11 protein-coding genes and 1 pseudogene are annotated in these 12,096 nt (G+C 73.6%); 9 read left to right on the top strand and 3 right to left on the bottom strand.

What is annotated here, in order from left to right; genetic code table 11:
- Nucleotides 1–12: 12 nt before the first annotated feature.
- Nucleotides 13–954 (top strand): hypothetical protein, encoded by a 942-nt coding sequence (locus tag K7787_RS00460; RefSeq protein ID WP_223000064.1) that lies wholly within the window; start codon nucleotides 13–15, stop codon nucleotides 952–954.
- Between the two features lie 135 nt (nucleotides 955–1,089).
- Here K7787_RS00460 and K7787_RS00455 read toward each other — a convergent pair whose 3' ends face one another.
- Complete coding sequence (locus K7787_RS00455; protein WP_009191112.1) at nucleotides 1,090–1,566, bottom strand: DUF3093 domain-containing protein; 477 nt, start codon at nucleotides 1,564–1,566, stop codon at nucleotides 1,090–1,092.
- Nucleotides 1,567–1,623: 57 nt separating this feature from the next.
- Between K7787_RS00455 and K7787_RS00450 the strand changes: the two genes are divergently transcribed.
- From K7787_RS00450 to K7787_RS00415, 8 genes and pseudogenes are all read left to right on the top strand, one after another.
- Nucleotides 1,624–2,208, top strand: coding sequence for a PaaI family thioesterase (locus tag K7787_RS00450; RefSeq protein WP_009191113.1), 585 nt, complete (start codon nucleotides 1,624–1,626; stop codon nucleotides 2,206–2,208).
- Nucleotides 2,205–2,774: a dUTP diphosphatase gene (dut, locus tag K7787_RS00445; protein ID WP_308036260.1), complete on the top strand. Its 570-nt coding sequence runs from the start codon at nucleotides 2,205–2,207 to the stop codon at nucleotides 2,772–2,774. The genes K7787_RS00450 and dut overlap by 4 nt, the downstream gene beginning before the upstream one ends.
- A gap of 1 nt (nucleotide 2,775) precedes the next feature.
- Nucleotides 2,776–3,537, top strand: a complete 762-nt coding sequence (locus K7787_RS00440; protein ID WP_019981848.1) for a DUF3710 domain-containing protein — start codon at nucleotides 2,776–2,778, stop codon at nucleotides 3,535–3,537.
- 220 nt (nucleotides 3,538–3,757) lie between these two features.
- A complete protein-coding gene (locus K7787_RS00435; RefSeq protein ID WP_223000063.1) occupies nucleotides 3,758–4,450 on the top strand; it encodes an ABC transporter ATP-binding protein in 693 nt (230 codons plus the stop codon).
- A 759-nt stretch (nucleotides 4,451–5,209) separates the two neighbouring features.
- Nucleotides 5,210–7,897 carry an ATP-binding protein gene (locus K7787_RS00430; protein ID WP_223000062.1) on the top strand — a complete coding sequence of 896 codons (2,688 nt, stop codon included), beginning with the start codon at nucleotides 5,210–5,212 and terminating at the stop codon, nucleotides 7,895–7,897.
- On the top strand, nucleotides 7,894–8,580 hold the full coding sequence (locus K7787_RS00425) for a response regulator (protein WP_223000061.1): 687 nt from the start codon (nucleotides 7,894–7,896) through the stop codon (nucleotides 8,578–8,580). Before K7787_RS00430 ends, K7787_RS00425 begins: the two co-directional genes overlap by 4 nt.
- 43 nt (nucleotides 8,581–8,623) lie before the next feature.
- A complete protein-coding gene (locus K7787_RS00420) occupies nucleotides 8,624–9,022 on the top strand; it encodes an OB-fold nucleic acid binding domain-containing protein (protein ID WP_078512113.1) in 399 nt (132 codons plus the stop codon).
- A 3-nt stretch (nucleotides 9,023–9,025) separates the two neighbouring features.
- A pseudogene (locus K7787_RS00415) lies at nucleotides 9,026–9,766 on the top strand (DUF3159 domain-containing protein); the annotation flags it as partial.
- Nucleotides 9,767–10,041: 275 nt separating this feature from the next.
- Here the strand turns inward: K7787_RS00415 and K7787_RS00410 are convergent.
- Nucleotides 10,042–10,719: a potassium channel family protein gene (locus K7787_RS00410; RefSeq protein WP_009191121.1), complete on the bottom strand. Its 678-nt coding sequence runs from the start codon at nucleotides 10,717–10,719 to the stop codon at nucleotides 10,042–10,044.
- A complete protein-coding gene (locus K7787_RS00405) occupies nucleotides 10,719–11,390 on the bottom strand; it encodes a potassium channel family protein (RefSeq protein WP_009191122.1) in 672 nt (223 codons plus the stop codon). The genes K7787_RS00410 and K7787_RS00405 overlap by 1 nt, the downstream gene beginning before the upstream one ends.
- Between the last annotated feature and the right edge of the window lie 706 nt (nucleotides 11,391–12,096).

Below are 12,096 nucleotides of genomic sequence, written 5' to 3'. Positions count from 1 at the left end.
GCAGGGTCGGCCGTGACCGGCTCGACCCCTCCTTGGAAGCGCCGCTTCCCTCGCGGGAAAGCGGACTCGGAGCCGTCCGACGGCTCCTACGGCGCGCGTGACCACGAGCGAGGCCCCTCCCGTCCGTCCGACCGGACAGATGCCACGGCATCAGCGGGATCGGCCTCGCTCGAACGGGTGTCCGGGCGTGGTGACTCCGCCTCGGCGGAAGGACCCGCGCCCCTCGCCCGGCGCCGCGTCGCGACGCTCGGCGGCAGGGCCGGCGAAGCCGCCCGCACCGGCGTCCGCAAGAGCGGCAGCCTCGCCAGGGCCGGGCTGTCCCACCTCGCCGACCGCGTCATCGACATCGCCCCACGCGTACCCGTGCGCGACCTCGCCACGCTCCGCCGGCAGTTCCCGGGCCTCGGCCCCGAACAGCTCGCCGACAAGCTGGTGGCCGGCGCCGCCAACGCGACGTCCACGGTCGGAGCCGGAATCGGCGCGGCGGCCATGCTGCCGGTACCGCCCGCGATGCCGACCGAACTGGCCGCGGAGATCACCGGAGTCGCCGCGATCGAGCTGAAGCTGATCGCCGAGCTCCACGAGGTCTACGGAGTACGGCCGCCCGGGCCGCTCAAGGCCCGCAGCACCACGTACCTGTCCTCCTGGTCGGGGGAGCGCGGGATCGACGTGCGCAAGCCCATGACGATCGACGCCGCCCTCGGCGGCCAGACCAAACGCCGGCTGCGCCAGCAGATCATGAAGCGCATGGTGCGCGACCTGCCCAACCTGATGCCGTTCCTGGTGGGCGCGGCCGTCGGCGCCGTGATCAACCGGCGCGACACCAAGAAGCTCGCCGCCCGCGTCAGAGCGGACCTGCGCAAGATCCAGGTCCCCTGGGACGCCCTGCCGGAGCTGCCGCCCCTGGACGCCCCCGAGAGACCGCTGAAGCTCGGCGACGACGACCCCTCCTGAGAGGGGCGCACCCCGCCTGAGCGGCCACCTGTCCCCAAGGCCCTGCGCGCGTCCCAGCGGCCCCGCGCGCGTCCCGGAGACCCCCGCGCGACGGCCCGTCCCCGAGGTGGACGCAGGAGACGGGCGCCGGGGCGCCTACGCCGGTTCCGGCTTCGCCGCCGCCCGGGCCTCGCGCAGGGCGTCCGCCAGACGCTGCGGCTCCCGCGTCGACAGGTACAGGTACGGCGTCGGGTCCTCAGGGTCGGTGACCTCCACCCGCAGCGCCGTCGGGATGTAGGCGCGCAGCAGCAGGAAGGCCCGGGTGTCGGCCTTGTGCGTACGCCAGGCGCGCGCCTCCTCCGGGTCCAGGATCTCCGCAGTCCCCAGCGCCGTCACCGGGATCTTCGCCTCGCCCGCGATCAGATGACCGCCCGCCACCCGGATCCGCAGCGAGCCGTAGGAGCTGGCCACGACCGCCGCCGCCGCGGTGCCGCCGACCAGGCCGCCGAGCATCGGCAGGGTGCCGAACGGGAAGAGGATCAGGGCGAACGAGACACCGATCAGAAAGCTGATCAGCCACCAGGAACGGGGCGCGGTGAGACGTTCTTCGTACGGCTGGGCGGAAGGCTGCATGAAGCTAGCTTGGCACGGTGTCGGCGAAGACCGCGGGCGCGGGTAAGGTCTGCGCCTGTGAGTGCCAGTTCCGCAGCTCTTCAGCCCCCCGCCGACGCCGTGAAGCCCGTCCGGCACCCCGACGCCCCCGCGCCCGGGGAACTCCTCGGCGCGCACTACGGCGAGTGTTTCGGCTGCGGCGGTGACCAGCCGCACGGACTGCATCTGCAGGCCCGGGCCGGCGACGGCGTCGCCATCACCGCCGAGTTCACCGTGCAGCCCGCCCACCAGGGCGCGCCCGGCCTCGCCCACGGCGGGCTCCTCGCCACCGCCCTCGACGAGACCCTCGGCTCGCTGAACTGGCTGCTGCGCACCATCGCCGTCACCGGCCGGCTGGAGACCGACTTCGTACGGCCCGTGCCCGTCGGGACCACCCTCCACCTTGAGGCCGAGGTCACCGCCGTCGCCGGACGCAAGATCTACTCCCAGGCCACCGGGCGCATCGGCGGCCCCGACGGACCGGTCGCCGTCCGCGCGCAGGCCCTGTTCATCGAGGTCAAGGTCGACCACTTCGTGAACCACGGCCGCCAGGAGGAGATCCAGGCCGCCATGAACGACCCGGACCAGATCCGGCGCTCCCGCGCCTTCGAGGTGAACCCGTGACCGCCCCGGCCGCCGCCGGCCGCGCGCCCCTGGACGTGCTGATCCGGCGCGTCGACGCCGACGTACCGCTTCCGGCGTACGAGCACCCCGGCGACGCGGGCGCCGATCTGCGCACCACCGAGGACTGCGAACTCGCGCCCGGTGAGCGGGCCGTCCTGCCCACGGGGGTGTCTGTCGCGCTCCCCGAGGGGTACGCGGCCTTCGTGCATCCGCGGTCCGGTCTCGCCGCCCGCTGCGGTGTCGCCCTCGTGAATGCCCCGGGGACGGTTGATGCCGGGTACCGTGGGGAGATCAAGGTGATCGTGGTGAATCTCGACCCGCGCGAGTCCGTGCGGTTCGAGCGCTTCGACCGGATTGCCCAACTGGTCGTCCAGCAGGTCGAGAGGGTCCGCTTCCAGGAGGTGGCGGAGCTTCCCGACTCGGCGCGGGCCGAGGGGGGCTTCGGGTCCACCGGTGGCCACGCCGCGGTGGACGGCGTGAGCGGCACAAGCGGTCGGGCCGCCGACGGCGGTCAGACGGGTGGGAATAGATACGCTTCGGTCGTATCCGACCGGGAAGGACAGTGACGTGTTCGGACGTCGCAAGAAGAAGGGTGCCGCCGAGGACGCGGCCGGCGAGGCCGAGCAGGTCGTCGACAGCGTCGACACCGAGGCGGACGACGAGGGCGAGCGCGAGCGGGTGCGCCTGGAGCCGGAACCGCGGCCCGACGGCCCCTGGGACAGCTCCGAGGTGCGCGACCCGAACGAGGGCCGGGTGGACCTCGGGGGCCTGTTCGTGCCCGGCGTCGACGGCATGGAGCTGCGGGTGGAGGTCGCGGGCGACGCGATCGTCGCGGCGACCGTCGTCCTGGGGGACAGCGCCGTACAGCTCCAGGCCTTCGCCGCGCCCAAGCGCGAGGGCATCTGGGGCGAGGTGCGCGAGGAGATCGCCACCGGCATCACCCAGCAGGGCGGCATCGTCGACGAGGTCGAGGGACCGCTGGGCTGGGAGCTGCGCGCGCAGGTGCCGGTGCAGCTGCCCGACGGCACGGGCGGCTTCCAGGTCGTGCGGTTCGTCGGCGTGGACGGTCCCCGCTGGTTCCTGCGCGGAGTGATCTCCGGCCAGGGCGCGGTGCAGCCGCAGGCGGCCGGACTGCTGGAGCAGATCTTCCGGGACACCGTCGTGGTCCGCGGCGAGGGCCCGATGGCGCCCCGCGACCCGATCGTCCTGAAGCTGCCGAACGACGCGCAGATGGTGCCCGAGGGCGTGCAGCAGGAGGAGGGCCAGTCCCGCTTCTCCGGCGGCATGGGCCAGCTCCAGCGCGGCCCGGAGATCACCGAGGTGCGCTAGCGACTCGGCGGCGCGGAGGCCGGGCGACAGCCCGGCCGTCGGGCACATGGGCCGCATCCCTGGGGGAGCGCGGCCCTTTCCGCTGTCCGCGGCGCTCGCCGGCTGCTTTTCCCGTGCGCCGGAACCAAGCCGGAGTGCCGGGCGTTGGAGGATTGAAGGGACCGTCGCCGGTGGCGATACCGGCGTCCGGTCCACGGGGGAGCACGGCGGGGAGGGACACATGAGCCAGGTCGTCACCGAGACGATGGTGCGCGTCGAGAACGTCCACAAGTCCTACGGGCAGGGCGCCGGCGCGGTGCACGCGCTGCGCGGAGTCTCCTTCGAGGTGCCCCGCGGCGAACTCGTCGCCCTCAAGGGCCGCTCCGGCTCCGGCAAGACCACCCTGCTCAACATCGTCGGCGGCCTCGACGAACCCGACCAGGGCCGGGTCGAGGTCGACGGGGACGACCTGTCCGCGCTCGGCGAGGACGGCCTGCTGGCGCTGCGCCGCGACCGCGTCGGGTTCGTGTTCCAGTCCTTCGGGCTGATCCCGATCCTCACGGCCGCCGAGAACGTCGGGGTGCCGCTGCGGATGCGGCGCGCGGACCCGCGCGAGCGCGAGGAGCGGGTGGAACTGCTGCTGTCCCTGGTCGGCCTCGCCGACCACGCCCGGCAGCGGCCCGGCGAGCTGTCGGGCGGCCAGCAGCAGCGCGTGGCCATAGCCCGCGCCCTGGCCAACGACCCCCCGCTCCTGATCGCCGACGAGCCGACCGGCCAGCTCGACGCGGAGACCGGGCGCGCCGTGATGGAGCTGCTGCGGGCCGTCGTGCACAGCCGCCGGGTCACCGCCCTGGTCGCCACCCACGACCAGACCCTCCTCGGCCTGGCCGACCGCGTCCTGGAACTGCGCGACGGCGAGATAGTCGAGCACTGAGGGGCCGGGCACCGACCGGCCGGGGATCGGTCGGCCGGGCGCCGACCGGCCCGTGCCCGGGGCGGCCTCCGGCGCACCCCGGCACGAGCGGGCACCCGCCGGGGGAGAACCGGAGGCAAGCGACGACGACCGGACGCCCACCGGGGGAACCGGACGCGGCCGACGACGACCGGGCGGTCACCGTCACCACCGGACGCCGCCCCCGCGCGGCGGGACTCCGCCACGACGGCCCGGCGTCGGCCTGGGCCGCACGCCGCCTCCCCGGCGTCGGCCTCGGCCGCACGCCGTCTGCGGGGCGTCGCCGCCTGCCGCTGCCCGTCTGCCGGGTGTCCGGTGTGGGCCACGGTCGGGTCGTCGCGGTGCCAGGCGTCGGCCTCGCTCGGTCCCCGGCCTGCTGGATGTCGGTCCGGGCCGGGTGCTCTCTGCCCCGCGTCGGCCGCGACCGCGGAGCACCCGTCGGGTGCCGGCCCCGGCCGCCCGCTGTCCGCCGAGCTTCGGCCCCGATCGGTCGCCGTCTGCCCCGCGTCGGCCCCGGCCGCGCGCCGTGTGCCGGGCATCGGCCCTGGCCGCGCGCCGTGGGTCGGGTATCGCTCCCCCTGCGGTCGGTCGCCGTCCTGCTGGGAACGGGGCGGTGCCCGGGCCTCGACGTCAGGGATGTGTCAAAGACCGTCGTCCACCCCCTGTCCAGCACCTTTTGTCCCGATCGCCGGTCGTAGGGTCGATCCGGCGTGCACGGACGTGACGGAAGACAATGAGGCCATGGGACGCGGCAAGCTCCGGATCTATCTCGGCGCGGCACCGGGCGTGGGCAAGACCTACGCGATGCTCTCCGAGGCGCACCGCCGGGTCGAGCGCGGCACCGACTGCGTCGTCGCGTTCGTGGAACACCACGGCCGCCCCCGCACCGAGGTGATGCTGCACGGCCTGGAACAGGTCCCCCGCGTCGAGCTGACCCACCGCGGCGGCGCCTTCACCGAGATGGACGTGGACGCCGTGCTGCGCCGCGCCCCCGCCGTCGCCCTCGTGGACGAACTCGCCCACACCAACGTCCCCGGCTCCCGCAACGACAAGCGCTGGCAGGACGTGGAGGAACTGCTCGCCGCCGGCATCGACGTCGTCTCCACCGTCAACATCCAGCACCTGGAATCCCTCGGCGACGTGGTGGAGTCCATCACCGGGGTGCGGCAGCGCGAGACCGTGCCCGACGAGATCGTCCGCCGCGCCGACCAGATCGAACTGGTCGACATGTCGCCCGAGGCGCTGCGCCGCCGTCTGGCGCACGGCAACGTCTACCAGCCCGACAAGGTCGACGCGGCCCTGTCCAACTACTTCCGCCCCGGCAACCTGACGGCGCTGCGCGAACTCGCCCTGCTGTGGGTGGCCGACCGCGTCGACGAGTACCTCCAGCGCTACCGCAGCGAGCACCAGGTCTCCCGGATCTGGGGCTCGCGCGAGCGGATCGTGGTCGGCCTGACCGGCGGCCCCGAGGGACGCACCCTGATCCGCCGTGCCGTCCGCCTCGCCGAGAAGGGCGCCGGCGGCGAGGTGATGGCCGTCTACGTCGCCCGCAGCGACGGACTGACCTCCGCCTCCCCCAAGGAGCTGGCCCTCCAGCGCACCCTCGTGGAGGACCTGGGCGGCACCTTCCACCACGTGGTCGGCGACGACATACCGGCCGCGCTGCTCGACTTCGCGCGCGGCGTCAACGCCACCCAGATCGTGCTCGGCTCCTCGCGCCGCAAGACCTGGCAGTACGTCTTCGGACCCGGCGTGGGCGCCACGGTCGCCCGCGAGTCCGGCCCCGACCTCGACGTGCACATCGTCACCCACGGCCAGATCGCCAAGGGACGCGGCCTGCCCGTGGCCCGGGGCGCGCGGCTCGGCCGGGCCCGGATCGTGTCCGGCTGGCTGATGGCGGTGGCCGGACCGGCCCTGCTCGGGCTGCTGCTGAGCACCGTGGACCTCGGCCTCGCCAACGACATGCTGCTGTTCCTCGCCCTGACCGTGGCGGCGGCGCTGCTCGGCGGACTGCTCCCGGCGCTCGCCTCGGCGGCCGTCGGATCGTTCCTGCTGAACTACTTCTACACACCCCCGCTGCACCGGCTCACCATCGCCGACCCCAAGAACATCGTCGCCATAGCGATCTTCGTCGGCGTCGCCGTGTCCGTGGCCTCCGTGGTGGACCTGGCCGCCCGCCGCACCCACCAGGCCGCCCGGTTGCGCGCCGAGGCGGAGATACTGTCCTTCCTCGCCGGCAGCGTCCTGCGCGGCGAGACCAGCCTCGAAGCACTGCTGGAGAGGGTCCGCGAGACCTTCGGGATGGACTCGGTGGCCCTGCTGGAACGGCAGAGCGACGTGGACCCCTGGACCTGCGCCGGCCGGGTCGGCGCCGACCGGCCCCTCCAGCGCCCCGAGGACGCCGACGTGGACATGCCGGTCGGCGACCACATGGCGCTCGCGCTCACCGGCCGGGTGCTGCCCGCCTCCGACCGCCGGGTGCTCGCCGCCTTCGCCGCCCAGGCCGCCGTCGTACTGGACCGCCGCCGCCTCCAGGAGGAGGCCGACCGGGCCCGCGCCCTCGCCGAGGGCAACCGCATCCGCACGGCGCTGCTCGCCGCCGTCAGCCACGATCTGCGCACCCCGCTCGCCGGGATCAAGGCCGCCGTCACCTCGCTGCGCTCCGAGGACGTCGAGTGGTCCGAGGAGGACCGGGCCGAACTGCTCGGCGGCATCGAGGAGGGCGCCGACCGCCTCGACCACCTGGTGGGGAACCTGCTGGACATGTCCCGGCTGCAGACCGGCACCGTCACCCCGCTGATCCGCGAGATCGACCTCGACGAGGTGGTGCCGATGGCGCTCGGCGGCGTCCCCGAGGACAGCGTGGAGCTGGACGTGCCCGAGACGCTGCCGATGGTCGCCGTGGACGCCGGGCTGCTGGAGCGCGCGATGGCCAACATCGTGGAGAACGCCGTGAAGTACAGCCCGGCCCGCGCACGGGTCCTGGTGTCCGCCAGCGCCATCGCCGACCGGGTGGAGGTACGGGTCGTGGACCGCGGGCCCGGTGTCCCGGACGACGCGAAGGATCGTATCTTCGAGCCGTTCCAGCGCTACGGCGACGCCCCGCGCGGGGCGGGCGTCGGCCTCGGACTCGCGGTGGCCCGCGGTTTCGCCGAGGCCATGGGCGGCACCCTCGGCGCCGAGGACACCCCCGGCGGCGGCCTCACCATGGTGCTCACCCTCCGCGCCGCCGGCCCCCGCCCCGGACAGGACGGCCCCGCACCAGACCGTGCGCAGCCGGACCGTGTCGAGCCGGACCGCCCCGAGCCGGGCCGTGCCGAGCCGGGCCGTGCCGGAGCGGACCGCCCCGGACCCGACGGCCGTGCGCAGCCGGACCGCCCCGAGGGCGCGCAGAGCAGCCCCGTACACCCCGAAAGGCAGGTTTCATGACCAGGGTGCTGGTGGTCGACGACGAGCCGCAGATCGTGCGCGCCCTCGTGATCAACCTCAAGGCCCGCAAGTACGAGGTCGACGCCGCGGGCGACGGCCGCACCGCCCTCGGCCTGGCCGCCTCCCGTCACCCCGACGTGATCGTCCTCGACCTCGGGCTGCCCGACATGGACGGCGTCGAGGTGATCAGGGGCCTGCGCGGCTGGACCCGGGTGCCGATCCTCGTCCTGTCCGCCCGGCACTCCTCCGACGAGAAGGTCGAGGCGCTGGACGCCGGCGCCGACGACTACGTCACCAAGCCCTTCGGCATGGACGAACTGCTGGCCCGGCTGCGCGCCGCCGTCCGCCGGGCCGAGCCGGTGGGCGCCGGCGACGACGAGGTCACCACGGTGGAGACCGAGCAGTTCACCGTCGACCTGGCCGCGAAGAAGGTCAACCGCGGCGGCAAGGACGTACGCCTCACCCCGACCGAGTGGCATCTGCTGGAGGTGCTGGTGCGCAACACCGGCCGCCTGGTCAGCCAGAAGCAGCTGCTCCAGGAGGTGTGGGGGCCGTCGTACGGGACCGAGACGAACTACCTGCGCGTCTACATGGCCCAGCTGCGCCGCAAGCTGGAGGCCGACCCCTCGCACCCCGAGCACTTCGTCACCGAGCCCGGCATGGGCTACCGGTTCGAGAAGTGAGCGCGGTTACGGCGTCCTGCGCACACCCCGGTACGCTTCAGATATGAGTGCTGTTCCGCGTTCCGAAAAGCCGGTGGGCCGGTTCCGGCGCATGCTCGACCGGCTCTCCACGTCCCAGGAGGACCTGGAGTCGCAGGAGCTGCGGGAGGACGCCGAGACCACCGGATGCACCCGTATCGGTGACTGTCACGACCGCCAGGTCGTCACCGTTACTGGTACCTTGCGCACGGTCACCCTGCGCCCGCGCGCCGGAGTCCCCGCCCTGGAGGCGGAGCTGTTCGACGGCTCCGCCGCCCTGGACGTGGTGTGGCTCGGCAGGCGCTCCATCGTCGGGATAGAACCGGGGCGCAAGCTGATCGCATCGGGCCGGATCTCCATGAGCCGGGGCCGCCGGGTGCTGTTCAACCCCAAGTACGAACTGCGACCCCTCGGACGGGAGTAGCCCGTGACGTCACTCGACAAGCCGACCGAAGACACGACCGCCGACGCCGAGGCCAGGGCGGTGACGGAGGCCGCGCTGTTCGAGGCGTTCGGCGGAGTGCGGGGCATGGTGGAGACGGTCCTGCCGGGCCTGCTCTTCGTCACCATCTTCACGATCAACAAGGACCTGCACTGGTCCGCGATCGCCGCGCTCGTGGTCTCCCTCGGGCTGGTCGCGGTCCGGCTGGCGATGCGGGACACCGTCAAGCACGCCTTCAGCGGCGTCTTCGGCGTGGCGTTCGGCGTGGTCTTCGCGATGATGACCGGCAACGCCAAGGACTTCTACCTGCCCGGCATGCTCTACACCCTGGGGCTGAGCGTGGCGTACATCGTCACGGCGCTCGCCGGGGTGCCGCTGATCGGTCTGATCCTCGGCCCGGTCTTCAAGGAGAACCTCTCCTGGCGCACCCGCAACCCGGGCCGCAAGAAGGCGTACACCAAGGCCAGTTGGGCCTGGGGCCTGATCCTCTTCGCCAAGTGCGCGATCCTCTTCCCGCTGTACTGGTGGGCGGACACCACCCAGCTCGGCTGGGTCCTGGTCATCCTGAAGATCCCGCCGTTCCTGCTCGCGGTGTATCTGACCTGGGTGTTCCTGGCGAAGGCGCCGCCGCCCATCGACGTGTTCGCGGAGATGGAGGCGGAGGAGAAGGCCGAGGAGGAGCGCAAGGCGGCCGCCCTCGCGGCGGAGCGCGGCGAGACGCCGGGCGCGGCCGGTGCGGCGGACGGCCCGGCGGGACCCGCCGGAGCATCTGGTCCCGCTGGAGCGTCCGGACCCGCCAGAGCGTCTGGCCCCGCCGGAGCGTCCGGACCTGCCGGGGCGGCCGGACCCGCCGGACCGGCCGCGGGCCGGCACCGCCGGGAGGCGTAGCCGCCCAGCGCGGCCGTACGACGCCTTACGACGATACGACGACGGCGAGGGGCCGCCCGGAGATCTCCGAGCGGCCCCTCGCCGTCGTAAGAGCCGGAAGCTCCCGGAGGGCCTCAGCCCTCCAGGTCCGCGCGCCGCACCGACAGCAGGTCCTCCAGCTGCTCCTCACGGGCCTGCGCGGCCACGAACAGCAGTTCGTCGCCCGCCTCCAGCGAGTCCTCCTGCGACGGGGTGAGCACCCGGGTGCCGCGGATGATGGTGACCAGCGAGGTGTCCTCCGGCCACTGCACGTCGCCGACCTGGGTGCCGGCCAGCGCCGACTCCTCCGGCAGGGTCAGCTCGACCAGGTTGGCGTCGCCGTGGCTGAAGCGCAGCAGCCGGACCAGATCGCCGACGCTCACCGCCTCCTCCACCAGGGCGGACATCAGCCGCGGCGTGGACACGGCGACGTCCACGCCCCACGCCTCGTTGAACAGCCACTCGTTCTTCGGGTTGTTCACCCGGGCGACCACCCGCGGGACGCCGTACTCCGTCTTCGCCAGCAGGGAGACGACCAGGTTCACCTTGTCGTCGCCGGTCGCGGCGATCACCACGTTGCAGCGCTGCAGCGCGGCCTCGTCCAGGGACGTGATCTCGCAGGCGTCGGCCAGCAGCCACTCGGCCTGCGGCACGCGCTCGACCGAGATGGCGGTCGGCGCCTTGTCGACGAGAAGGACCTCGTGGCCGTTCTCCAGCAGCTCGGCCGCGATCGAACGACCGACCGCTCCGGCACCGGCAATGGCGACCCTCATCAGTGACCGCTCTCCTCTTCGGGGCCCTCGGCGAACGCCGCCTCGACCTTCTCCACCTCGTCCGTCCGCATCATCACGTGCACGAGGTCGCCCTCCTGCAGCACCGTCTGCGACGACGGGAGCATCGACTCGCCGAGGCGGGTCAGGAACGCCACCCGGACGCCCGTCTCCTCCTGCAGCTTGCTGATCTTGTGGCCGACCCACTTCGGGGAGGCGTGCACCTCGGCGAGCTGGACCCCGCCGGTGGGGTCGCGCCACAGCGGCTCCGCGCCCGAGGGCAGCAGCCGGCGCAGCATCTGGTCGGCCGTCCAGCGGACCGTGGCCACCGTCGGGATGCCCAGGCGCTGGTAGACCTCGGCGCGGCGGGGGTCGTAGATCCGGGCCGCGACGTTCTGCACGCCGAACATCTCGCGGGCCACCCGCGCGGAGATGATGTTGGAGTTGTCGCCGCTGGAGACGGCCGCGAAGGCGCCGGCCTCCTCGATGCCCGCCTCGCGCAGGGTGTCCTGGTCGAAGCCGATCCCGGTGACCCGGCGGCCGCCGAATCCAGGGCCCAGCCGGCGGAAGGCGGTGGGGTCCTGGTCGATCACGGCGACCGTGTGCCCCTGTTGCTCCAGGGTCTGGGCGAGAGCGGAACCCACTCTCCCGCAGCCCATGATGACGATGTGCACGACCGTCCTTCCGGTGTCAATAGCTACTGCTCAGCCCCATCAGGGTCTCAGACAGAGGGACAAGCTACACATGCCCGGTACGGGAGGGGCACCCCCGTGCCGCATCGCGGGACGCGTCCGACCTCCCGCCGCCGCGGACGGACGCCCGGCCGGGGCGGGAACGGACCGCTGCGCAGGCGCTCCGCGAGCGCGGGCGGACGGCTGCCTCCCGGGGCCTTGCACGGGCGTTCGAACCGCTCCGGCAGGCGTCTCCCGGACGGCCCGGAAGGCGCCGGGAGGCCCCGCAGGGCGCGCCCGGACCGGCCCGGAAGGCACCCGGGAGGCCCCGCAGGGCGCCCGGACCGGCCCGAACGGCGTCCGGAGGAGTCCCCGCACAGCGCCCGGACCGGCACGAAGGTGGTCCGGAGGTGCCCCCGCACAGCGCCCCGACCGGCCCGAACGGCGTCCGGAGGGAGCCCCCGCACAGCGCGCCCGGAGAAGGCCAAGGCCCCCGCACGCGCCCGGAGAGCCCCCCGCACGCGTCCGGAGAAGCCCGGAAGGCGTCCTATTCCGCCTCCGGCGCCCTGCGCCGAGTGATGCTGCGCACGCTGCGCAGGGTCAGGAATCCGAGGCCGAGCAGCGCTGCTGCGGCGCCGATCAGCTCCGCGGTCGGGGGCATGAGGACCTCCGGGTGTCGGCGCGGGCGAAGAATTCGCCGGGAATTCAG

The sequence above is a fragment of the Streptomyces sennicomposti genome (assembly GCF_019890635.1).
Taxonomy (GTDB): Bacteria; Actinomycetota; Actinomycetes; order Streptomycetales; family Streptomycetaceae; genus Streptomyces; species Streptomyces sennicomposti.
The sequence above is the reverse complement of the archived record's forward strand: the minus strand, read 5'-3'. Positions and strand labels throughout refer to the sequence as shown.

Excerpts from the sequence above, each read along its gene's own strand:
- K7787_RS00455 (WP_009191112.1), bottom strand. The coding sequence starts at position 1,566 with ATGCAGCCTTCCGCCCAGCCGTACGAAGAACGTCTCACCGCGCCCCGT.
- K7787_RS00435 (WP_223000063.1), top strand. The coding sequence starts at position 3,758 with ATGAGCCAGGTCGTCACCGAGACGATGGTGCGCGTCGAGAACGTCCAC.
- K7787_RS00430 (WP_223000062.1), top strand. The coding sequence starts at position 5,210 with ATGGGACGCGGCAAGCTCCGGATCTATCTCGGCGCGGCACCGGGCGTG.
- K7787_RS00410 (WP_009191121.1), bottom strand. The coding sequence starts at position 10,719 with ATGAGGGTCGCCATTGCCGGTGCCGGAGCGGTCGGTCGTTCGATCGCG.
- K7787_RS00420 (WP_078512113.1), top strand. The coding sequence starts at position 8,624 with ATGAGTGCTGTTCCGCGTTCCGAAAAGCCGGTGGGCCGGTTCCGGCGC.
- K7787_RS00425 (WP_223000061.1), top strand. The coding sequence starts at position 7,894 with ATGACCAGGGTGCTGGTGGTCGACGACGAGCCGCAGATCGTGCGCGCC.